Here is a 23025-nt window from a genome sequence, read left to right on the forward strand (position 1 = left end):
ATCGGCTTCTCATGTAGGCTAGCTACACGTCGAAGCCTCTGCCTTGAATAAAATCCCAACAAACTGCTGCAAAAATCATCACCAAAGGTCAACAGCCCCTAAAAGTTACTCGCTGATCGAACTTGGCTCGTAATACTGAAAGCCTTTTATAACCTGCTTAACACCACTCAAGTTACGGGCAATTTCAGTGGCTTCATTCGCTTGCTCACGAGTGACATAGCCTAGCAAAAAGACCTCGCTGTCTTCTGTGATCACTTTGATGTTCACGTTACGGAGCTTCTTGCTGCCAATAAGAGCTGATTTCACCTTGGTGGTGATCCAAGTGTCTTTGGAAACATCACCCACAGACAAAGGCGCCTTGATGCGTATTTGGTCGTAGACGGTCTCTACGCCTTCCAGTTCTCGGACTTTAGCAAGGATACCGTTTTTGAGGTCTTCGGTTTTCGCCTGACCAATCAATAACAGTTTGCCATCGTAGGAAACGGCGTTAACACGGGTATCGCCTTTAAAAGGAGCTTTATTAACGATCCCGGCGACTTCCATTCCTAGTTGTGTGTCTTGCCATTCCGTCTTCGCGGTACGGGTATCCTGCTCGTAAATCGCGGAACAGGCACTTAACCCCAGAACTGCTGCAAGTAAAAGCGCCTTTTTCATGGTTATTCTCCGTGTGTCGGGAACAGGTATTGATCGATAAGATCGCAAAGTGTGTGCAAGGTGATCAGGTGAACTTCCTGTACGCGGGAAGTACGCTGGGAAGGAATGCGGATTTCCACATCCTGCTCACCCAAGAGGCCTGCCATTTCACCGCCATCTTTGCCGGTAAGCGCAACAATGGTCATGTCACGGGTAACCGCGGCTTCCATTGCCTTGATGATGTCTTTGCTGTTACCGCTGGTTGACAGCGCCAATAGCACGTCTCCGCCTTGCCCGAAAGCACGCACTTGCTTGGAGAAGACTTCATCGTGGTGGTAATCGTTCGCGACCGCTGTCAGGGTGACGGTATCCGCTGTCAAAGCCAATGCAGGCAAGCTAGGGCGCTCTGTTTCAAAGCGGTTAAGCAGACAGGAAGCGAAATGCTGAGCATTTGCTGCGGAGCCACCGTTACCACAACACAGGATTTTGTTGCCGTTAAGCAGACACTGCACCATCACCATCGCGGCTTTGGAAATCTGCTCTGGCAAGGCTTCTGCTGCAGCGATCTGTGTCTGGATACTCTCGGTGAAACTCTCTTTGATGCTATCTAGCATTGATTACCCTTCAAATACGATATTTTTCATCCAGTTTACCGAGTTTACGTTGCCTTCAAAAGTCACGGCATCAAATCTAAACTCGGTATGTGTCGCGGACAGGCCATTTTTCGCCAGCCACAAATAGGCCGCCTTGAGCATGCGCTGTTGTTTTTGTGGAGAAATACTGGCTGCGGCGCCACCATAGGTGGTTTGGTTACGGTATTTGACCTCAACGAAAACGAGGCAGTTTTGCTCCCGCATGATGAGATCCAATTCGCCGCCCTTGAAGCGGGCATTCTTTTCGATGGTCTTAAGGCCCTGCCGCTCGAGAAAGCGGCAGGCCTGTGTTTCGTAGTGATCGCCGGTTTGCTTTTTACTTAACCGAAACAATCCCCTGATCCCCAAACATCGCCCAGGAAACACTACGGTTGACGGTGCAGTAATCACCCAGTGACAATTCACCTGACAACCCTTCAAAGCGGTATTCCGGCAATGCTTGCATCTGAGGAAGTGCTTCAATCAACGCATACGCGTCCATCCCCAGTGCGTAAAGGCGAGTCATGCCATTATCCAGCCCTGGCCAGAGTTGGTTGAAGCGCGCAGCGGTAGGATTGTTGGGCTCAACCAGAAGTGGAACGTCACTGAATTCGATACCGCGAAGCTCCCCAATTTCGCCAACGCCGTTCACACGGTTGTTAGAGCGTGAGCTTGAGTACAATTTCGGCGGTTGAACATCTGGGTTGATGGCGACTTCAATGAACGGCTTAAGCAGCGTGAGTTCGCCTGCGTTGGCGACAAGGTAAACGGCATCAACATCGCGGCGGCTGCGCTGCTCTGATTCCATTTCCATTCCCAGAAGCTGTTGCATCTGCTGAATACGCCCTTGGCTCTCTGTTAAGCCAAATACGCGTTGTACGGTTTTCTGCATCGCCGCACGATTCTTGAAAAACTCCACTTCCGCAGGCTCGCCGGTTTGCTCTTCCCACTGTTTAGAGAAAGCTTCGCTAACACGTCGACCAAAGCCATTATCTGGAGCAATCACCAATGGGTATTGGTGCTTGTTCTGTTCAATATGCAATGCTGCTTGCTCAGCTTCCTGCTCTGGTGAGAGTGTGAAGAAGCAGGTGTTTGCTGCGCCGTCTTCCTCTCTAGGGATATTCAGAGCAAGCGTTGGAATCGCGTTCTGGCTCACTGTCAGAAACTCTTCCACTTTGTCTTTGCGAAGAGGGCCGATAGCAAACTGAATGCCATCAGTACGCATTTGGTTGACGATGTCAGTCGTTGACAGTCCGTTGGTGTCGTAGAACATCACTGAAGGCGCAGTATTGCCCGAATCATCATCCAGCAGCGCTTGTACCAAACCATTACGAATAGCTTCGCCTTGTGCCGCGAACTTGTCGCTTAGTGGCAGCATCACGCCGATGCGATCAGGACGGAGGATCTCCATCGATTGAAGTGCAGTAAGGTCATTCGGTAGGTAGCGGTTAGCCGGGTGAGATGGATTGGCTGCCAGCCATTGGTTCAGCGCTTCTTGTTGCTGAGCAGGACGGCCCGAGTAACGGCGCAGGAGGTTCACCAACTCGACCCAGCCATTCAGGACTGGATTGGTGGTTGCAGACAGAGAGCTCAGCTCTGAAGGTGGCATTTTCACCAGCAGTGTCCAAACGTTTTCCCAGTTCTGCTGCTTATCGTAGTTGTCCGTAATGTAAGGAGAGCCTTCGGCATAAGAGAGCACAGCACCTGGCATGTTGCCCAGTGCTTCGTAAAGCTCACCTTTCAATTGATAATAGCGCTGGTATTGAATAGCTGGAATACCCCAAGATGGCTGGAAGTTCAGGTTATCAACAGCGGTCTGCAGATCGCCTTTTTGCTGAGATAACAAGGCACGGTTCAGTTGCCATTCGGAAAGTTGCAGTGGGGTCAGTGGCAGTTTTGCTAAACGACTGACTAAAACATCGGCTTGTGCGTACTGTTTTTCAGCAATCAGTGCTTTTAACGCCAACAGATACCAGTCAGCTTTTGCTTCTCCGGTTTCGGTTTCTGCTTTCAGCAAATAGAAAGTCGATGACTCCAGCGCCGGCGCTGTGATGTCATATTGCGGACCTTGCTCAACAGGTGGTGTGGTGGTACACGCTGAAAGCACCAATGCCAGCGCGATTGGTGGAAGAACTCGTGATACACTTTTGCACTTATGGGTTATTTTACGCATGAACATCTTCTGTCCGTAACTTGTTGCCCTCTATATTAATCGCCGAAGGGTTGTGAAACAAATGACTGATGAAACTTCAACCATGGTTGACGTCTCAACTTTATATATCGTGCCGACACCGATCGGAAACCTGGGAGATATCACCCAGCGTGCTTTGGAGATTTTGCAGCAGGTCGACATCATCGCTGCCGAGGATACCCGCCACACTGGTAAACTACTGTCCCATTTTGGAATCACCACCCGAACTTTCGCGCTGCATGACCATAATGAGCAACAGAAAGCAGATTTTCTGATTGAAAAATTGGTCAGTGGGCAAAATATTGCGCTGGTGTCTGATGCGGGCACGCCGTTGATATCCGATCCAGGTTACCATTTGGTGACCCGTTGTCGTCAGGCGGGTGTCAAAGTTGTTCCTTTGCCGGGGCCTTGTGCAGTTATCACCGCGTTGAGTGCATCTGGCTTACCTTCTGATCGCTTCAGCTTCGAAGGCTTCCTGCCGCCAAAAAGCAAAGGCCGCCGTGATAAGTTTTCTGACATTGCAGAAGACCCACGGACCCTGATTTTTTACGAATCACCGCACCGTATTCTCGATACGCTCGACGACATGCTGGTGGTATTGGGTGCGGAACGTCAGGTAGTGCTGGCACGGGAGCTGACCAAAACCTATGAAACCATTCATGGTGCGCCGCTGGGCGAGTTGATTGAATGGCTGAATGAAGACAGTAACCGTATCCGCGGTGAGATGGTGCTTTTGATTGCAGGTCACCGCGCCGAGAAAGAGGATTTGCCATTGGAAGCAACCAAAGCGGTTACTTTGCTGGCGAAGGAACTGCCACTGAAGAAAGCGTCTGCGATTGCGGCTGAGCTGTATAACGTGAAAAAAAATGCCCTCTATAAGTGGGGTTTAGAAAATCTAGAGTAAGAAGTCCTGTGTTTTCGCTGGATTCGTGGCGGTGAACTCTATATAATCCGCCGCCTGAGTTGGCCGGGTAGCCGCTGCTTCGTTGATGTCCTTTGGGAGACTGACGAGGGGGAGGAAAGTCCGGGCTCCACAGGGCAGGGTGCCAGGTAACGCCTGGGGGGCGCAAGCCTACGACCAGTGCAACAGAGAGCAAACCGCCGATGACTCTTCGGAGAACAGGTAAGGGTGAAAGGGTGCGGTAAGAGCGCACCGCGCGACTGGCAACAGTTCGTGGCACGGTAAACTCCACCCGGAGCAAGACCAAATAGGTCCCCTTTGGCGCGGCCCGCGTTGGGGACGGGTAGGTTGCTGGAGCCTGTGAGCGATTGCAGGCCTAGACGAATGGCTACCACCGTTTTTACGGTACAGAACCCGGCTTATAGGCCGACTCACTAAATAAAATGGGCGAGTTTAGCAATAAACTTGCCCCAGAGAAGGCGAGCATTAGCTCGCCTTCTTTTGTTTTGACTTCAGTAAAAGTCAACAGGCCCTAATGGGGAATGCCGTGCGGTTAAAAAATGCACGGCTCAGCAAGGTGTTCAAGCTGTTGAAATAGAATGCGCTTCGCGATTACGTGATCTTTGTCGCGCTCGATGCTTGCTTGACTTTCTTTTTGCCTGATACTTACACTTCCTAGTGGGAAAATGTGGAATAAAGTGGGTTATTCTGGTGAAAAAGGGTAGTCAGTGACATGTTGAGGGGCGTCAGCGCCATATCGCCCGACGCGAAAGGTCGCGTCGCATTGCCAAAGCGTTATCGGGAAGAACTCGATGCGTTGTGCGATGGCGTGTTTGTATGCACCATTGATCATCAGTTACCATGCCTGCTGCTTTACCCCTTGCCTGAATGGGAGCGCATCGAAGCCAAGCTATCCCGCTTATCCAGCCTCAATCCAGCCGAGCGTCGTTTACAGCGATTGCTGCTTGGTCATGCGTTTGAGTGTGAGATGGACGGACAGGGGCGAATTCTGATTGCACCTACACTGCGCGATTACGCCGGTTTGAATGGTAAAGCCATGCTGGTGGGACAGCTCAACAAGTTTGAGATTTGGAACAGCGACAAGTGGCAGCAACAGATCGACCAGGATATTCAACATCAAGCCGAATCAGCGGAAGCGCTGAGCGACAGGCTCAGTAACTTATCGCTTTAGGTAATCAAGATTATGTCAGAGCAGTTTTCACACATTTCCGTCCTCCTCCACGAATCCATCGAAGGTCTCGCACTTAAACCTGACGGCATTTATGTCGATGGTACGTTTGGCCGTGGTGGACATACCCGAGAAATTTTACGTCGTCTGGGTGACGGTGGTCAGCTTTACAGTATTGACCGCGATCCACAGGCGATTGAAGAAGCGGGCACGATTGATGACCCACGCTTCAACATTATTCATGGCCCATTTTCCGGCATCCAACAATACATCGAAGAACGTGGTCTGAGTGGCAAGATTGATGGTGTATTGCTGGATCTTGGGGTGTCTTCACCGCAATTAGACGATCCAGAGCGTGGCTTTAGCTTTATGCGCGATGGTCCTTTGGACATGCGCATGGATCCGACTTCAGGTATTCCAGCTTCTCAATGGCTTGCCGAAGCGGAAGCCGACGACATTGCCTGGGTGCTGAAAGAGTTTGGCGAGGAGCGATTTGCCAAGCGTATCGCCCGTGCCATTGTTGCGCACCGCGAAGATGAAACCAAAGAGCCGTTGACCCGCACTTTGCAGCTGGCCAACTTGATTGCTGCGGTATCACCTTCCCGTGATCGTAAAAAGCACCCTGCGACCCGCTGTTTTCAGGCGATTCGCATTTACATCAACAGTGAGCTGGAAGAGATTGAAACGGCGATGCAAGGTGCGCTTGAAGTGCTGGCGCCGGGTGGTCGACTTTCCATCATCAGCTTCCACTCATTGGAAGACCGTTTGGTGAAACGCTTTATGCGTAAGCAAAGCAAAGGGCCGGATGTGCCACATGGCGTGCCACTGACCGAAGATCAAATCCGTGCACTGGGTCAGGCAAAAATGAAGCTGGTGGGCAAAGCATTGAAACCGTCTGACGTGGAAGTCTCAGACAACACTCGCTCCCGAAGCTCGGTGCTGCGTGTGGCAGAAAAATTGGGTGACTGATGTCGGCAGAAAATCCAGGACTGACAAGGCAAATTCTACAGGACCTGACCAGTATCGGTCGGGTTCCTATGGTGCTTTTGGTTCTGGTACTGCTTTCTGCATTGGGCGTGGTTTACACCACTCAGCAAACGCGTGCTGCGATAGCCCATCATGACCAACTTTTGATGGAGCGCGAGCAACTGGAAGTCGAATGGCGTAACCAGTTGCTTGAGGAGCATGCGTTATCAGAACACAGCCGTGTCGAAGCGATGGCACGGCAGGATCAGGACATGATCCGTCCAGACAGTCGACGTGAAGTCATAGTGAGCCAATAGTGTGAAGGGAAAAACGAAACCGACCAATCAGCGAGCGAAAAAGCCAACACCGAATTTGATTCGGTGGCGCTTTGTCACGGTCTGTTTCTGTATTTCCCTTGCCATGGTCGCGTTGATTGCCCGCGCCGCATTCATTCAGGTCATCGAGCCGGATCGCCTTCTTCAGGAAGGCGATATGCGTTCTGTCCGTGTCAAAGCCCTTCATTCCGCTCGTGGCATTATTACCGATCGTAACGGCGAGTCGCTGGCCGTCAGTGTCCCGGTTGAAGCGGTATATGTGGATCCGGTGACTGTGTTTAAGAACGGCGGCCTTAAAGACATTGACCGCTGGTACGCGCTGGCTGATGTGTTGGGTATCGACCGTCAGGCGATGGTAAACCGCATCGAGCGTAATAAAACCAAACGCTTTATCTACCTGCAACGTCAGGTTGGCCCTGCTGTGGCTGACTATGTTTCCGGCCTTCGCTTACCGGGAATTGGCATGAATGATGAGTCCCGTCGTTTTTATCCGGCCGGTGAAGTCAGTGCTCACCTTGTGGGCGTAACCGGCATTGATGGTCGTGGCCTTGAAGGGATCGAACGTGGCTATGATGGTTGGCTGAGTGGTGAACCTGGCCGCCGTACTGTGCGCAAAGACCGCTATGGTCGGGTAGTGGAAGTGATTTCCAAAGAGGCCAAGGAAGAAGGCAAGCCGCTTCAACTCAGTATCGATCAGCGCCTTCAGGCGATTTCTTATCGCGCTATTAAGCAAGCGGTTGCGGACTACCGCGCGACTTCAGGTTCATTGGTCATGGTCGATGTCCGCACGGGTGAAGTGCTGGCGATGGTGAATGCACCGTCGTACAACCCCAATAACCGCTCTGATCTGAAAAGTTTCAAGATGCGCAACCGTGCCATCACTGACGTTTTTGAGCCAGGTTCCACCATCAAGCCTCTGGTGGTTTTGGCTGCGTTGGAAAATGGCGTAGCGGATGAGTCGACCATCATTGATACCGGTAACGGCGTGATGAGCATCGGCGGCGCGCGTGTCCGCGATGTTTCCAAAGTCGGTGAAGCAAACCTCCGTAAAATCCTCCAAAAATCCAGTAACATCGGTGTCAGTAAACTGTCTCTTTCTATGCCAGTCGAAGCATTGCTTGGCCTTTACAGCAGTTTTGGCATCGGTGACGCAACTGGTGTGAACCTGGTCGGTGAGTCTTATGGGCTCTATCCGAATCGTCGCCGTTGGTCTGACTTCGAACGCGCGACGCTCTCCTTTGGTTATGGCCTTTCTATCACGCCGGCTCAGCTTGCCCGCGCTTATGCGGTACTTGGTGCGGAAGGTGTGAATCGCCCGCTGTCGATTTTGAAAACAGAATCCGTGGTACCGGGTAAACAGGTCGCATCACAAGAAAATACCCGAAAAGTTCTCGACATGTTGGAGTCCGTGACGCAGGAAGGCGGAAGTGCCCGCCGCGCAGCGGTTGACGGTTATCGTGTTGGGGCAAAAACAGGTACAGCGAAAGTTGCGGTGGCCGGTGGCTACGGTGATGAATATATCGGTTATACGGCGGGGATCGCACCTTTGAGCGAGCCGCGCATTGCCATGGTGGTGGTGATCAATGAACCCCAAGGCGACAAATATTACGGTGGTCAGGTTGCGGCCCCCGTGTTTTCTGACGTGATGAAGAGCGCGTTGCAGATCCTCAATATTGCACCGGACGCTCAGCAGCCATTTTTACAGATTGCTAATACGGACAATCGGAACTGATGCCGAACACGAGCTTTAAAGAATTATTGGCGCCTTGGTATGACGCCATCCCAGAGACACCTATTACCGGTTTGACGCTGGATAACCGCCAGATCCAACCGGGTGATGTATTTATTGCTGTTCAGGGGCATTCCCTGGACGCGCGCCGTTTTATTCCTGCGGCTATTGAAGCCGGCGCAGCAGCGGTGATTGCCGATGATGGTGATACTAACGGTCAGTTTGATGTCACCTTGCAAAATGGTGTGCCAGTCGTTGCCTTCCCTCACTTGAAATCCACCTTGTCGGAAATCGCCGACCGTTTCTACCAATCTCCAAGCAAAATGATGAAAGTGATTGGTGTGACAGGCACCAATGGCAAAACCACGGTGAGCCAGTTGGTTGCGCAGTGGATTGATCTGCTTGAAGGTAAAGCGGCAGTGATGGGAACCACAGGTAACGGCTTCCTTGATGCATTAGAGCCAGCTTTGAACACCACGGGCAGCGCGTTGGATATTCAGCAGCAACTGGCGGCGTTTAACCATCAGGGTGCAACTCACGTGGCGATGGAAGTATCTTCTCATGGTTTGGTGCAGGATCGTGTGAAAGCCGTGGCTTTTGATGCTGCTATCTTCACTAACCTCAGCCGTGATCACCTTGATTACCACGGCACCATGGAAGCATACGCAGAAGCCAAGCTTCGCCTGTTTACCCACTACGGCTCACCAGTTTCTGTGATCAACGTTGACGATCAGGTCGGTGCTAACTGGGTCAGCAACATGCCGGAAGCGGTGGCGGTTTCACTTTCTGAAAGCAATGTCCACGCGCATCAAGGACGCAAGCTTTGGCTAACATCTGTCGACTACGCGACAAGCGGTGTGACCATCAGCTTTGACTCTTCATGGGGTGCTGGTCAATTTACTGCGCCGCTGGTTGGCGAATTCAACGTCATGAACCTTTTGGTTAGCCTGACCACGCTTCTAGGACTTGGTTACGAAAAAGAAGCTCTGATGGCAGCTGCCAGCAAGTTGCAGGCGGTGATTGGACGCATGGAAGTTTTTCATCGTGCTGACAAACCTATGCTGGTGGTGGATTACGCTCACACCCCCGATGCCCTTGAAAAAGCGCTGATGGCTCTTCGCCGTCATTGCGACGGTAAGCTTTGGTGTATTTTCGGTTGTGGTGGCGACAGGGATACAGGTAAACGCCCAATGATGGCAGACATTGCTGAAAGATTGGCTGATGTCGCTATTCTGACCGACGACAATCCCCGCTCTGAATCTCCGGAAGCGATTGTGGCTGACATGCTTAAAGGCATGGTCGATCCCGATCAGGCTATTATCCTTCACGACCGCGCGGAAGCGTGTAGCTATGCATTTGAAAATGCGTCAGAAAAAGACGTGATTCTGGTCGCAGGAAAAGGACACGAAGACTATCAAGTGCTGGCATCAGGTACTGTTCACTATTCCGATCGTGAGACCGTACGCCGTTTGTTGGAGGAAGAGGCATGATCCCAGTTTCATTGAAATCACTGCAGACGGTTTTAGACGCTGATCTGGTCGGCGAAGATGTGGTGATTGATGCCGTTTCCACCGACACGCGAACGCTTGGCAATGGTGCTTTGTTTGTCGCGCTGGTGGGCGAGCGATTCGATGCCCATGATTTTGTAGAAACTGCGCATGAAAATGGCGCGTCAGCGCTTTTGGTTTCCAAACCTGTCGATGTCGCACTGCCACAACTGATTGTGAAAGACACCAAGCTGGCTTTGGGGCAAATGGGCGCATGGGTGAAATCTCAATGTGACGTGAAGACGATTGCGCTCACAGGTAGTTGCGGTAAAACCACAGTCAAAGAAATGCTGGCTGCCATTTTGTCTCCAAAAGGTCAGACGCTTTATACCGCCGGCAACTTCAACAATGACATAGGTGTACCGCTGACTTTGCTTCGCCTACAACCTTCCGATGAGTACGCGGTGATGGAATTGGGCGCTAACCATATAGGTGAAATTGCATATACCACGTCTTTGGTTAAGCCGGATCTCGCGATGGTCACTAATCTGGCGGCAGCGCATTTGGAAGGTTTTGGTTCCCTTGATGGGGTGGCAAAAGCCAAAGGTGAAATCTTCCAGGGGCTTGCTGACGGTGACTTGGCAATCGTTAATCAGGACAGCAATGGTGGGGCTTTCTGGGATGAAATACTGAAAAGTAAGCAAGTACTTACCATGACAGTGACTGACAAGCCTGCAGACTATCGTGCCGAGAATATTCATCAGGTCGACAACGGCTGTTATGCCTTCGATCTGGTTTCACCGCAAGGCACCTATCCGGTGACACTCAGCCTTCCCGGTGAACACAACGTTGCGAACGCGACTCTTGCTGCCATTGCTGCGACCAGAATCGATAGTAAGGTGACGATGGACGATGTGGTCCGAGGTCTCGCTTCTGTGTCGCCTGCTAAAGGCCGCGGTGCGATAAGCTTCCCGCGCCCAGGTCTTCGCCTGATTGATGACAGCTACAATGCCAGCCTTGCAGCAATGAAAGCCGCAGTGGATTTGCTGGATGGCTTCGACGGAGACAAAGTCATCGTCTTAGCTGATATGGGGGAGATGGGCGAACATTCCGAATCGGTGCATGGAGAAGTTGCAGAGCACCTCAGCAAAGCCTCTATCCAAACCGTGATTACTTATGGACCTGCCAGCGCCGCGATTAGCGAACGTTGCGGGGGGCAGCACTTTGAAGATAAAAGCGCATTGATTGCGCATGTAGTAGAACTGATGAAAACAAAACGCGAAGTATCCGTTTTGGTCAAAGGGGCCAACGGAATGAAGATGTCTGAAGTGGTTGCAGCAATAGAGGAGGCAGCCAAATGTTAGATTGGCTATCAGATATCCTAACCCAACACATTCCGTTTTTCCGGCTGTTTGATTACCTGACATTCCGTGCCATCCTCAGCGTGTTGACTGCATTGACGCTGTCACTCTGGATGGGACCGCGCTTGATCGCTCGCTTGCAGATGCTGCAAATCGGTCAGGTAGTACGTAACGAAGGTCCGGAATCTCACTTCAGCAAACGTGGTACGCCGACCATGGGCGGCATCATGATTTTGACCGCGATTACGGTCACTGTGCTGCTGTGGGCTGACCTTTCCAACCCTTATGTTTGGGCGGTGCTATTCGTGACTCTGGGTTACGGTGCCGTTGGTTTTGTCGATGACTACCGTAAAGTGGTACGCAAGAACACAGACGGCCTGATTGCCCGCTGGAAGTATTTTTGGCAATCCGCTATTGCGCTGGTGGTTGCCTTTGCGCTCTATATCCACGGTAAAGATACCGCTGCCACCCAACTTGTGGTGCCTTTCTTCAAAGACGTGATGCCTCAGCTTGGCCTGTTCTACATCGTCTTCACCTATTTCGTGATTGTTGGCTCAAGTAACGCAGTGAACCTCACTGATGGTCTTGATGGCTTGGCCATTATGCCGACCGTCATGGTGGCCAGTGGTTTTGCCTTTATTGCCTGGGCGACGGGTAACGTGAACTTTGCTGAATACCTGCACATCCCTTACATCAAAGATGCCGATGAATTGGTGATTGTCTGTGCGGCGATTGTCGGCGCAGGTCTGGGCTTCTTGTGGTTTAACACTTATCCGGCCCAGGTGTTCATGGGGGATGTGGGCTCACTGGCTCTGGGTGGTGCCCTGGGCACGATTGCCGTGCTGGTGCGTCAGGAGTTCCTGTTGGTGATCATGGGCGGTGTGTTTGTGATGGAAACCTTGTCAGTGATCCTGCAAGTGGGCTCTTACAAACTGCGTGGTCAACGTATTTTCCGCATGGCGCCTATCCACCACCACTACGAATTGAAAGGCTGGCCAGAGCCGCGTGTGATTGTACGATTCTGGATTATTACACTGATGCTGGTTCTTGCAGGACTGGCAACATTGAAGGTGCGCTAAATGAAGACGGACGCCGCGAAAAACATTGTGGTGATTGGGCTCGGTATGACCGGGCTCTCTGTCGTTAATCATCTTGTGAGAAACGATGATGGCGCGACCGTGAAAGTGATTGATACCCGCGCTAACCCGCCGGGCGCAGAGCAGTTACCGAAAAATGTGGCATTGCATGCTGGTGGCTGGAATAGGGATTGGCTACTGTCAGCCGACCAGATTGTGGCAAGCCCTGGCATTGCGCTGGCAACGCCAGAGCTTAAAGAAGCGGCTGCGAAAGGCATTGAGATTGTCGGTGACATTGAACTCTTTGCACGTAATGTAAAAGCGCCTGTGATTGGTATTACCGGCTCAAACGGTAAAAGCACCGTGACCAGTCTGGTTGGTGAGATGGCAAAAGCGGCAGGCATTAATGTCGGTGTTGGCGGTAATATCGGCTTTGCAGCTTTGGATATGCTGGCCAATGAGCACGATCTTTATGTACTGGAGCTGTCGAGCTTCCAGCTTGAAACGACCTCCTCCCTGAATTTGGAAGCGGCAGTGTTCCTCAATCTTTCAGAAGACCATATGGATCGCTACGAAGGGATGGATGACTACCGCGATGCCAAATTGCGCATTTTCGACCAAACCAAACTGTCGGTCTGGAACCAAGACGATCTCCAGACCAAAAATACGCAGAAGAAGGGCGGTAATGTGCCGGCTATCAGCTTCGGCTTCACGTCAGGTGAGTACACACTCACCGAGAAAGACGGCGCAGAGTGGTTGACAGCAAAAGGCGAGCCTGTGATGGCGGTGTCCGATATCGCGCTGGTGGGCCGTCACAACGTAGCTAACTGTCTGGCGGCGATGGCGCTGGCTGATGCTGTAGGTGTGAGCCGTGAAGCGCAATGTCAGGCGATGCGTGAATACAGAGGTTTGCCTCATCGTTGTCAGCAAGTGATTGAACACAACGGCGTGCTTTGGGTGAATGACTCGAAAGCGACCAATCCGGCGAGCACTGAAGCGGCGCTTGATGGCCTGCAACTAGCGGGGCGTCTGCACCTTTTGGTCGGTGGTGATGGCAAAGGCGCAGATTTTTCTTCGCTAAAACCTATCCTCGGCAAGCTGAACGTGACTTTGTACTGCTATGGCCGAGATGGTCATGCTTTTACAAATCTGGTTGAGTCGCCCGTGGTGATTGAAACCATGCAGGAAGCCATGGATATCGCGGCATCGACCGCGAAACCTGGCGACATGGTGTTGTTGTCTCCAGCATGCGCTAGCTTCGATCAGTTCACCAACTTTATGGTGCGAGGCGATACCTTTGCTGCATACGCGCAAGAGATTGCACAGCGAAGCGCTGAGGAGAGCGTGACGGAATGATGAGTGCGAAGTGGGAAGACAACCGTCTGATGCGCTGGTTCTCGAATCCAGCGCCAACGGCATTGTATGACCGCCAACTGGTGTGGCTGTCATTCGGCCTGATGATGGTCGGTCTCATCATGGTGTCCTCTGCTTCCATTCCTGTTTCTGTCCGTCTGGTTGATGAGCCGTTTTATTTTGCCATGCGTCAGGGCGTCTATCTGGTAGGTGCACTTATCATTGCCGGCGTGGCCATGCAGATACCTTTGTCGCGTTGGCAGCAACTCAGCATTCCTCTGCTTTTTATCTCGCTCGCGCTTTTGCTGGCGGTTCTGCTCGTCGGTAAATCGGTAAACGGTGCATCCCGTTGGCTGCCAATGGGCTTTTTTAACTTGCAGCCAGCAGAAGTGGCTAAATTATCACTCTTCCTGTTTATTGCTGGCTACCTTGTTCGTCGCCATGGTGAAGTCAGAGAAAGCGTCACCGGCTTTTTGAAGCCACTGGCAGTGCTGGTGGTGATTGCAGGTCTTTTGCTGCTTCAGCCTGACCTTGGCTCTGTCGTCGTCATGTTTGTCACCACGGTGGGCATGCTGTTTATTGCTGGCGCCAAGCTATGGCAGTTCGGTGTCTTGCTGTTTACCGGTCTTGGACTGGTGGGTCTTTTGATCATTGCTGAGCCGTACCGTGTCGCTCGTGTCACCTCCTTCTTGGATCCTTGGCAAGACCCGTTTGGTAGCGGTTACCAGCTTACACAATCTTTGATGGCCTTTGGCCGTGGCAGCTGGTGGGGACAAGGGCTCGGTAATTCTATCCAGAAACTCGAATACCTGCCGGAAGCGCACACTGACTTTGTTATAGCGGTGCTGGCAGAAGAACTCGGTCTTATTGGCGTCACTGTCGTTTTGCTGATGGTATTTGCATTGGTTTTCCGCGCACTCTTTATCGGGAAACGTTGCCTTGAAGCGAACCAGCTTTTCGGTGGTTTTTTGGCATTTGGTATTGGTATCTGGTTTGCGTTTCAGGCACTGGTGAATGTTGGTGCTGCGGCAGGTATTATGCCGACAAAAGGTTTGACGTTGCCGCTGGTCAGTTATGGCGGCTCCAGTTTATTTATTATGTCGACGGCGGTGGCGCTACTTCTTCGCATTGACCACGAATACCGTTTGGAAACGGCGCAGGCGCACCAACGAATTGTCTCTCATGAAAAACGAAAACGAACAAAAGCATAAACGATTATTGGTGATGGCTGGTGGAACCGGCGGTCACGTTTTCCCTGGACTTGCGGTAGCCAAAGAGTTGCAGGAGCAAGGTTGGGAAATTCGCTGGCTGGGAACGGCAGACAGGATGGAAGCGGATTTGGTGCCAAAACATGGCATTGAGATCGACTTTATTGAAGTAAAAGGGCTGCGTGGTTCGGGCTTTGCGCGTAAACTTCTCGCCCCTTGGATGGTACTTAATGCTGTTGTTCAGGCAAAGCGCCATATCAAAAACTGGAAACCGAATGCTGTGCTGGGCATGGGCGGTTATGTGAGTGGACCGGGTGGTTTGGCTGCATGGCTAAGCGGCATTCCCGTTGTTCTCCACGAGCAAAATGCCGTCGCAGGGTTAACCAACCAGTGGCTGGCAAAGATTGCCAAGCGTGTGTTGCAGGCTTTTCCTGGAGCGTTTGCTGACAAAGAAGTCGTTGGCAATCCGGTAAGAAAGGATGTTTGTGCCTTGCCAGAGCATAATGCTTATGTAGATGGCACACCGCTGAAAGTGTTGGTGATGGGAGGAAGCCAGGGGGCTCGAATCTTGAACCACACAGTGCCGGAAGCGATAGCAAAGCTGAACCGAGAAGTGGTGATTCGTCATCAGGCCGGTAAAGGCAATCAGGCGGACACGGCAGAGCGCTTCCAAAAAGCGGGGGTGACGAATGCTGAAGTCACCGAGTTTATTGATGATGTCGCTGAAGCCTACGATTGGGCAGATATCTTGATTTGCCGCTCTGGTGCTTTGACGGTATCGGAAGTGTCTGCTGCAGGTGTACCGTCGATCTTCGTGCCTTTCCAGCATAAAGATCGCCAGCAGGCACTGAATGCTGAGCACCTCGTCGAGAGTGGCGCGGCGCTAATGATAGAACAACCGGATTTGAGTGCTGACGCTTTGGCGGCGGCACTGGAAGATAAAGATTCATCGTCATTGATGGCGATGTCGAAGGCTGCTAAAGCCGCAGCAATTACCAATGCTGCTGAGCGTGTGGCCAGTGTCATCAAAGACGTAGCGAAGTAGAGAACAAAGTGATGGGCAAATTTGATAGTCATCAATTAGAAAAAATTCGAACCATGGTGCCGGAAATGCGCCGTGTGAAGCGCATTCACTTTGTGGGTATTGGCGGTGCCGGTATGTGCGGTATTGCGGAAGTGTTGATCAACGAAGGGTATGAGATCACAGGCTCTGATCTGTCAGAAAATGCCGTGACCCAACGTTTGGAAAGCAAAGGTGCCAAAGTATTCTTTGGTCATGCTGAGACCAATGTCGATGGCGCAAGCGTTGTTGTGGTTTCTACGGCTATCCGTCACGACAACCCAGAGCTGGTTGCCGCGAAGGCTGCACGTATCCCAGTGGTTCGCCGTGCAGAGATGTTGGCCGAGTTGATGCGTTACCGCCATGGTATTGCCGTTGCAGGTACGCACGGTAAAACCACCACTACAGCCTTGACCACGCTGATTTATCAGGAAGCAGGTCTGGATCCGACGTTTGTGAACGGTGGTCTGGTAAAAAGTGCTGGTACCAATGCGCGTTTGGGCTGTAGCCGCTACCTGATTGCAGAAGCCGATGAAAGTGATGCTTCATTCCTGCACTTGCAGCCGATGGTGGCGATTGTCACTAACATCGAAGCGGATCATATGGATACCTATGGTGGCAATTTCGACAACCTGAAGCAGACTTTTATCGATTTTCTGCACAAGTTGCCTTTCTACGGTCAGGCAGTGATGTGTGTTGACGATTCTGTGGTGCGTGAGTTGATCCCAAGCATTGGACGTCAGGTGATCACTTATGGTTTCTCGGAAGATGCTGACGTGCGCCTGAAAGATTACCGTCAGGAAGGCCAGAAAGGTATTTTCACCATTTTGCGTGCTGGCAAACCGGAGATTCATATCGAACTGAATATTCCAGGCCGACACAATGCATTGAATGCGGCTGCTGCCGTTGCAGTGGCAACGGAGGATGGCGTGGAAGATGACGCTATTTTGCGTGCACTGGCGAGCTTTGAAGGCACTGGCCGTCGCTTTGACCAACTGGGTTTGTTCCCGGTGGAAGACGGCCATGCACTGCTGGTGGATGATTACGGTCACCACCCCAGCGAAGTGGATGTCACCATTCAAGCTGCGCGTGCGGGTTGGGAAGATAGCCGTCTGGTCATGGTGTTCCAGCCACACCGTTACAGCCGCACCCGAGATTTGTATGACGATTTCGCCAATGTGCTTGAACAGGTTGACGTACTGCTGATGCTGGATGTGTATTCTGCTGGTGAAGCGCCAATTGCGGGTGCCGATGGCCGAAGTCTTTGTCGCACTATTCGTGGCCGAGGAAAAATCGATCCGATCTTTGTACCGGATGTGGATGCTTTACCTGCAGCGTTGGCCGCAGTGATTCAACCAGGCGACCTGGTGCTGACACAAGGCGCAGGTGATATTGGTAAAGTGGCTAGAAAACTGGCCGAATTAAAGCTGGATAAAAAGGCGTTGAGCGAGCAGGGATAAACCTGAATACATGCGGAATGACTGAGCTTCGGCAGAGTGATGTCTAACTTTTAACCTATTTTTGGTTGTTTTGCATGTATTTGATCTCAGCTTCATCACTTCAACGCCAAGAAGGGTTGGTGACCTGTCAAACTGACCGTTATAATCGGTCGGCTTTGCTTAGGCAAAGCCGCAGGTTGCCTGACGATAGAGAGGCAATAGCCTGATATGACAAATGTGACCGTAGAGGACATACCGGCTCAGCCTTCAATGTTGAAAGAACATTGGGGGGGGCTGGTGTTTTTAGTATTTGTCATTCTGGCTATCCTCTGGTCATTGCTCCGTGTCATCACCTGGATGGGGGACGAAGAGCAATTGCCGTTGTCCCAGATTATTGTACAAGGTGAGCTGGAACACTTAACACCATTGGAAGTGCGCAATGCGGTGCTACAACTCGGTGGTTTGAACAGCTTTATGATTCAGGATGTGGATGACATCCACAGTGCAATTTCTGCACTGCCTTGGGTCGCGAATGTCGCCGTGCGAAAGCAATGGCCGGATACGATCAAAGTCAATGTGACTGAATACCAGCCTCAGGCAGTCTGGAATGGATCGTTTCTTTTGGATGTTGGCGGGGACGTGTTTGGCGCGGATCCTGCTGCGGTAAAAAATTTGGGCCTGGTGTCACTCCATGGCCCAGATGGCAGCGAAAAAGAAGTGCTGGAAGCGTGGCGCGAAATGCGTGGCATTCTGGCACCAACAAAATTAGAAATTGCTGCCTTGGCGCTCAATGAGCGCCGCTCGTGGCGAATTGTCACCCGTGATGGGGTGCGCATTGAATTAGGACGTGAGTCCCGCAACGAGCGATTAAAACGCTTTGTCGCACTGCTTGATGATTTCAAGTCGACCGACAGAGCGATTCAATATGTGGACTTGCGCTATGACACTGGTGCTGCGGTGGGCTGGAAAGCTCCGGAAGTAGAAGCCAGTGACGAGAATACCTGAGAGTAGGTGGAATGAAACAAACAACTGACAGACCGCTGATTGTTGGATTGGATATCGGAACCTCCAAGGTTTCTGTTCTGGTCAGTGAGATTTTGCCTGACGGTGCGATCAATGTGCTGGGTGTGGGCTCTACGCCTTCACAAGGCATGGATAAAGGCGGTGTCAACGATCTTGAGTCTGTTGTTAAATCAGTGGAGCGTGCGGTTAACGACGCAGAGCTGATGTCTGATTGCAAGATTCGTTCAGTCTATCTGTCGCTATCAGGAAAGCATATTCATTGCCAGACCGAACGTGGTATGGGAACGATTTCCGATGAGGAGGTCACGCAGGATGACGTCGACATGGTGATTCACACGGCGAAGTCGGTGAAGATCAGTGACGAGCAGCGCGTGCTGCACGTTATCCCGCAGGAATACAAAATCGACTATCAGGAAGGGATTAAGAATCCTGTTGGTCTTTCCGGTGTGCGTATGGAAGCCAGCGTACACCTTATCACTTGCCACAATGATACTGCGCGAAATATCGAAAAAGCGGTGGAACGTTGTGGCCTGAAAGTGGACCAATTAATTTTCTCTGGTCTGGCGGCAAGCCATGCAGTCATCACTGCCGACGAGAGAGAGTTGGGGGTATGCGTCGTCGATATTGGCGGCGGAACCATGGACATTGCCGTATGGACTGGCGGCGCTTTGCGTCATGCAGCCGTGATTCCTTACGCTGGAAATGTCATCACCAGCGATATTGCTTATGCCTTCGGTACACCTCTTAGCGACGCTGAGAAAATCAAAGTGAAGCATGGGTGTGCGTTAAGCGAGTTGGTGAACAAAGATGCCAAGGTCAATGTGCCAAGCGTTGGAGGTCGTCCTTCTCGGAGCCTGCAGCGTCAAACACTGGCCGAAGTCATTGAACCGCGTTGCAGCGAATTGCTGGGGTTGGTGCAGCAAGAGTTGGAACGTGTTCAGGAACGTCTGCGCGGACAGGGTGTAAAACACCAATTGGCCGCAGGTATCGTCCTTACGGGCGGTGCTGCGCAAATGCATGGGCTGGTGGAATGCGCTGAGCGCGTCTTCCAGAACCAGGTACGCGTGGGGCTTCCTGATGGTGTGACAGGGCTGACTGACTATGTCAATGCAACCTATCACGCCACTGCAGTTGGGTTACTGCATTACGGCAAAGAAAACCTATTGAACGAATCGAGCGAGCCGGAGCCTAAAAGAACTGTATCAGGCATGTTCAGTAAACTTAGTGGCTGGCTTAAGAAAGAATTTTAAACCTGATGCGAACAGGAAAGACGGAGAGAACACATGTTTGAACCGATGATGGAAATGTCCAACGATGCAGTAATTAAAGTCGTTGGTGTTGGCGGCGGCGGTGGTAATGCAGTCGAGCACATGGTGCGTGAGTCAATTGAAGGGGTGGAGTTCATCACTGTCAATACTGATGCACAGGCTCTGCGCAAGACAGCGGTAAGCACCGTTATCCAAATTGGTGGCGATATCACAAAAGGTCTAGGTGCGGGTGCAAACCCACAGGTAGGCCGTGAATCTGCAATGGAAGATCGCGAAGCGATTAAAGCTGAGCTCGAAGGTGCCGATATGGTATTTATCGCAGCAGGCATGGGCGGTGGTACTGGTACCGGTGCAGCTCCTGTGATTGCTGAGGTAGCGAAAGAGCTGGGCATTCTGACCGTAGCGGTAGTGACCAAGCCATTCAGCTTCGAAGGTAAGAAGCGTATGGCGTTTGCAGAACAGGGTATCGAAGAGCTTTCCAAGCACGTCGATTCTCTGATCACTATCCCTAACGAGAAGTTGCTGAAAGTTTTGGGGCGCGGTATCACCTTGCTGGATGCGTTTGCGAAAGCAAATGATGTATTGCGTAACGCAGTACAGGGCATCGCAGAGCTGATCACCCGTCCTGGCCTTATCAACGTCGACTTTGCGGACGTCCGCACTGTGATGTCTGAAATGGGTCATGCCATGATGGGTAGCGGCGTAGCAACCGGTGAAGACCGTGCAGAAGAAGCGGCTGAAATGGCAATTTCAAGCCCACTGCTGGAAGATATTGATCTGGCAGGCGCACGTGGTGTTCTGGTGAACATTACGGCAGGTTTTGATATGCGACTGGATGAATTTGAAACTGTGGGCAACACTGTTAAAGCGTTCGCCTCAGATAACGCCACTGTGGTTATCGGTTCGTCCATGGATCCAGAAATGAGTGACGAACTTCGTGTGACTGTGGTCGCTACAGGTATTGGTAACGAGCGTAAGCCGGACATCACTTTGGTGCCAGGCACACAGCAAAAACCAGCACCGGTAGAAAATAAGGCACAACCTTTGCAAGAAACACCAAAGGCGGCAACGCCTGTGCAAGGTGGACGTCCTGCAGAACCGTCTGTTCAACCACAGACTTCTAACGTTGCACCGAAGCCGAAACAGGAACAAGACTACCTAGATATCCCTGCGTTTTTACGTAAACAAGCGGATTAACAATAGGCAGTGCTTGGTTTGTATACAGCAGCATGGTATCATGCTGCCCGTTTTGCCCTAGTGTGACACTGTAATGGGTGATTTGGGGCGCAAAAACAAGTATTCAGTTGGGAATGGCAGATGATTAGACAAAGAACATTAAAAACTATTGTTCAGACGACCGGAGTTGGTTTGCACTCTGGCCGTAAGGTCACCTTGATCCTGCGCCCGGCTGCAGCGAACACAGGCGTGATTTATCGCCGTACTGACCTGAACCCACCGGTAGATTTTCCGGCGGATCCAGCGTCTGTACGCGACACCATGCTGTGTACTGCACTGGTTAATGATGATGGCGTACGTATCTCTACCGTTGAGCACCTTAATGCTGCTCTGGCTGGTATGGGTATCGATAACGTGATTATCGAAGTAGATGCACCAGAGATTCCAATCATGGACGGCAGCGCTAGCCCGTTCATTTATCTGCTGCAATCTGCGGGTATTGAAACACTTAATGCGCCAAAACGTTTTGTACGCATTAAGAAACCTGTTCGCATCGAAGACGGCGACAAGTGGGCAGAGCTGCTGCCGTATGACGGCTTCCGCCTCGACTTCGCCATCGATTTCAATCACCCGGCAATTGAAGCTGAACAACAAAATCTGGTGTTGGACTTCTCTTCTCAGTCTTTCATCAAAGACATCAGCCGCGCACGTACTTTTGGCTTCATGCGTGATATCGAGTACCTCCAGTCGCGCAACCTGTGCCTGGGTGGTAGCTTTGATTGTGCAATCGTCCTTGATGATTACCGCATCCTGAACGAAGAAGGCCTACGTTTTGACAATGAGTTGGTGAAACACAAAGTATTGGATGCCATTGGTGACCTGTACATGTGCGGCCACAACATCATTGGTGAAATGCGCGCTTATAAGTCAGGCCATGCACTGAATAACCAGTTGCTGCGTGCAGTACTGGCTGATCAGGAAGCATGGGAATGGGCGACATTTGAAGATGAGCAGACGCTCCCAGTGACATTCGCACAACCAGGTATGGTTCTGGCGTAAGCAAAAGAACAACGAAAAAACCGAAGCCTTGGCTTCGGTTTTTTTATGGCTGCGGGAAGGTGATTAGTCTTCTCGGTTCGACATCGCTGCGATAGCTTCAAGCCGCTTTTTGACCTTATCTGGCGCGCTTTCCGCAATAGCCTTGAGATATTCTGCAGCCATTGGACTCAGTTTACGCCACTTTTTCTCCGCTTCTTTAGTCTCTTCCTTTCTGACAAGGTCAACAGCCAGCGCAGGGTTTACCTTAATCTCAATCGTCATTAGAGACGGGAGAGTGTCTCGTCGAAGCGCTGACATCAGGGTATGTCTGTCATAGTTGAGCCTAGTAGCCCATGAAGAAGAGCCGCATTCCAGAATCAAAATACCATCACGGTAATTCGCCACGCGGCATTGTTTTGCCGACTGGGCAGGAAGCAAAGCCTGAACCTGCTCATTAAGCTGGGAAAGTGCCATGGCTCGCTGACGCACCTGTCCGGTCAATGAGTTTTCCAGCAGCTCTTGGGCTGCTTGTGGTCGATGGTCTCGCATTGATGTCTGTTATCCCAAATTGGCTTAGTTAAAGAGTATCAATTCCTGGCTGTTCTCTCCATGTCATCGCTGCATAAACCTTGATATGGAGTAATAACTTTGCACCATAACTGAACATAAACTGCACTAAAAAGGTTCTAGTCAATGAACGGGTTCTAATTTTTGTCAACGAAAGTCGATGAACCCGCATTACAGGTGGGATGAGCGATAGATATGCCTTATTATAATCAGCCTTGAAGTACCTTAGCGTGATTAACTGATTCTCAGGCCTTGAAATCTGACTCCAAAGGCACCAGATCAACGCTATAACGCATCGTTAATTCTTCCGAAAGAATTTTGGCAGAGGGATATGCTGATTGTTCTCTGCCGCACTGGATCCAGGCTTTGGCCAATACGCTAAAGCGACAAAAT

General features: G+C 51.4%; 21 protein-coding genes and 1 other RNA gene. 17 read left to right on the forward strand and 5 right to left on the reverse strand.

Annotated features, from left to right (window positions below; translation table 11 throughout):
* Window positions 1–105 precede the first annotated feature (105 nt).
* Genes RN22_RS13295 through RN22_RS13310 form a run of 4 tightly spaced genes read right to left on the reverse strand, consistent with a single transcriptional unit; the run spans window position 106 to window position 3444 of the window.
* A complete protein-coding gene (locus RN22_RS13295) occupies window positions 106–654 on the reverse strand; it encodes a BON domain-containing protein (RefSeq protein WP_046304984.1) in 549 nt (182 codons plus the stop codon).
* A 2-nt stretch (window positions 655–656) separates the two neighbouring features.
* Window positions 657–1247, reverse strand: a complete 591-nt coding sequence (locus tag RN22_RS13300; RefSeq protein WP_002537348.1) for a phosphoheptose isomerase — start codon at window positions 1245–1247, stop codon at window positions 657–659.
* A gap of 3 nt (window positions 1248–1250) precedes the next feature.
* Complete coding sequence (locus RN22_RS13305; RefSeq protein ID WP_046304986.1) at window positions 1251–1619, reverse strand: YraN family protein; 369 nt, start codon at window positions 1617–1619, stop codon at window positions 1251–1253.
* Window positions 1603–3444 (reverse strand): penicillin-binding protein activator, encoded by a 1842-nt coding sequence (locus RN22_RS13310; RefSeq protein WP_046304988.1) that lies wholly within the window; start codon window positions 3442–3444, stop codon window positions 1603–1605. The genes RN22_RS13305 and RN22_RS13310 overlap by 17 nt, the downstream gene beginning before the upstream one ends.
* A gap of 55 nt (window positions 3445–3499) precedes the next feature.
* Here RN22_RS13310 and rsmI point away from each other — a divergent pair, with 55 nt between their 5' ends.
* The 17 genes from rsmI (at window position 3500) to lpxC (ending at window position 22086) form a co-directional block, all read left to right on the forward strand.
* Complete coding sequence (gene rsmI, locus RN22_RS13315; protein ID WP_046304991.1) at window positions 3500–4360, forward strand: 16S rRNA (cytidine(1402)-2'-O)-methyltransferase; 861 nt, start codon at window positions 3500–3502, stop codon at window positions 4358–4360.
* 55 nt (window positions 4361–4415) lie between these two features.
* Window positions 4416–4795: RNase P RNA component class A (gene rnpB, locus RN22_RS24510), an RNA gene on the forward strand.
* A gap of 295 nt (window positions 4796–5090) precedes the next feature.
* Window positions 5091–5549 (forward strand): division/cell wall cluster transcriptional repressor MraZ, encoded by a 459-nt coding sequence (gene mraZ / locus RN22_RS13320; protein ID WP_002537357.1) that lies wholly within the window; start codon window positions 5091–5093, stop codon window positions 5547–5549.
* A 12-nt stretch (window positions 5550–5561) separates the two neighbouring features.
* The gene (rsmH, locus tag RN22_RS13325; RefSeq protein ID WP_002537359.1) at window positions 5562–6515 is read left to right on the forward strand and encodes a 16S rRNA (cytosine(1402)-N(4))-methyltransferase RsmH; all 954 of its coding nucleotides are present in this window, start codon (window positions 5562–5564) and stop codon (window positions 6513–6515) included.
* Window positions 6515–6829, forward strand: a complete 315-nt coding sequence (ftsL, locus tag RN22_RS13330) for a cell division protein FtsL (protein ID WP_046304994.1) — start codon at window positions 6515–6517, stop codon at window positions 6827–6829. The genes rsmH and ftsL overlap by 1 nt, the downstream gene beginning before the upstream one ends.
* Window position 6830: 1 nt before the next feature.
* Window positions 6831–8579 carry a penicillin-binding transpeptidase domain-containing protein gene (locus RN22_RS13335; RefSeq protein ID WP_046304996.1) on the forward strand — a complete coding sequence of 583 codons (1749 nt, stop codon included), beginning with the start codon at window positions 6831–6833 and terminating at the stop codon, window positions 8577–8579.
* Window positions 8579–10066 carry a UDP-N-acetylmuramoyl-L-alanyl-D-glutamate--2,6-diaminopimelate ligase gene (gene murE / locus RN22_RS13340; RefSeq protein ID WP_046304998.1) on the forward strand — a complete coding sequence of 496 codons (1488 nt, stop codon included), beginning with the start codon at window positions 8579–8581 and terminating at the stop codon, window positions 10064–10066. Before RN22_RS13335 ends, murE begins: the two co-directional genes overlap by 1 nt.
* A complete protein-coding gene (murF, locus tag RN22_RS13345; protein WP_046304999.1) occupies window positions 10063–11427 on the forward strand; it encodes a UDP-N-acetylmuramoyl-tripeptide--D-alanyl-D-alanine ligase in 1365 nt (454 codons plus the stop codon). Before murE ends, murF begins: the two co-directional genes overlap by 4 nt.
* Window positions 11421–12503, forward strand: coding sequence for a phospho-N-acetylmuramoyl-pentapeptide-transferase (gene mraY / locus RN22_RS13350; RefSeq protein WP_002537368.1), 1083 nt, complete (start codon window positions 11421–11423; stop codon window positions 12501–12503). The genes murF and mraY overlap by 7 nt, the downstream gene beginning before the upstream one ends.
* The gene (gene murD, locus RN22_RS13355; protein ID WP_046305002.1) at window positions 12504–13856 is read left to right on the forward strand and encodes a UDP-N-acetylmuramoyl-L-alanine--D-glutamate ligase; all 1353 of its coding nucleotides are present in this window, start codon (window positions 12504–12506) and stop codon (window positions 13854–13856) included. It begins immediately after the preceding gene.
* Window positions 13853–15064, forward strand: coding sequence for a cell division protein FtsW (gene ftsW / locus RN22_RS13360; RefSeq protein WP_002537371.1), 1212 nt, complete (start codon window positions 13853–13855; stop codon window positions 15062–15064). The genes murD and ftsW overlap by 4 nt, the downstream gene beginning before the upstream one ends.
* A complete protein-coding gene (gene murG, locus RN22_RS13365; protein ID WP_046305004.1) occupies window positions 15036–16106 on the forward strand; it encodes an undecaprenyldiphospho-muramoylpentapeptide beta-N-acetylglucosaminyltransferase in 1071 nt (356 codons plus the stop codon). The genes ftsW and murG overlap by 29 nt, the downstream gene beginning before the upstream one ends.
* 11 nt (window positions 16107–16117) lie before the next feature.
* Window positions 16118–17581, forward strand: coding sequence for a UDP-N-acetylmuramate--L-alanine ligase (gene murC, locus RN22_RS13370; protein WP_046305007.1), 1464 nt, complete (start codon window positions 16118–16120; stop codon window positions 17579–17581).
* A 207-nt stretch (window positions 17582–17788) separates the two neighbouring features.
* Complete coding sequence (locus RN22_RS13375; protein ID WP_046305009.1) at window positions 17789–18565, forward strand: cell division protein FtsQ/DivIB; 777 nt, start codon at window positions 17789–17791, stop codon at window positions 18563–18565.
* An 11-nt stretch (window positions 18566–18576) separates the two neighbouring features.
* Window positions 18577–19833 carry a cell division protein FtsA gene (gene ftsA, locus RN22_RS13380; protein ID WP_002537378.1) on the forward strand — a complete coding sequence of 419 codons (1257 nt, stop codon included), beginning with the start codon at window positions 18577–18579 and terminating at the stop codon, window positions 19831–19833.
* Window positions 19834–19866: 33 nt separating this feature from the next.
* Window positions 19867–21048, forward strand: a complete 1182-nt coding sequence (ftsZ, locus tag RN22_RS13385) for a cell division protein FtsZ (RefSeq protein ID WP_002537380.1) — start codon at window positions 19867–19869, stop codon at window positions 21046–21048.
* 120 nt (window positions 21049–21168) lie between these two features.
* Window positions 21169–22086 carry a UDP-3-O-acyl-N-acetylglucosamine deacetylase gene (lpxC, locus tag RN22_RS13390; protein WP_039849731.1) on the forward strand — a complete coding sequence of 306 codons (918 nt, stop codon included), beginning with the start codon at window positions 21169–21171 and terminating at the stop codon, window positions 22084–22086.
* A gap of 63 nt (window positions 22087–22149) precedes the next feature.
* Here the strand turns inward: lpxC and RN22_RS13395 are convergent, their stop codons facing one another.
* A complete protein-coding gene (locus RN22_RS13395; RefSeq protein WP_046305013.1) occupies window positions 22150–22614 on the reverse strand; it encodes a DUF721 domain-containing protein in 465 nt (154 codons plus the stop codon).
* Between the last annotated feature and the right edge of the window lie 411 nt (window positions 22615–23025).

The sequence above is a fragment of the Grimontia sp. AD028 genome (genome assembly GCF_000973155.1).
In the GTDB taxonomy this organism is placed as follows: domain Bacteria; phylum Pseudomonadota; class Gammaproteobacteria; order Enterobacterales; family Vibrionaceae; genus Enterovibrio; species Enterovibrio indicus.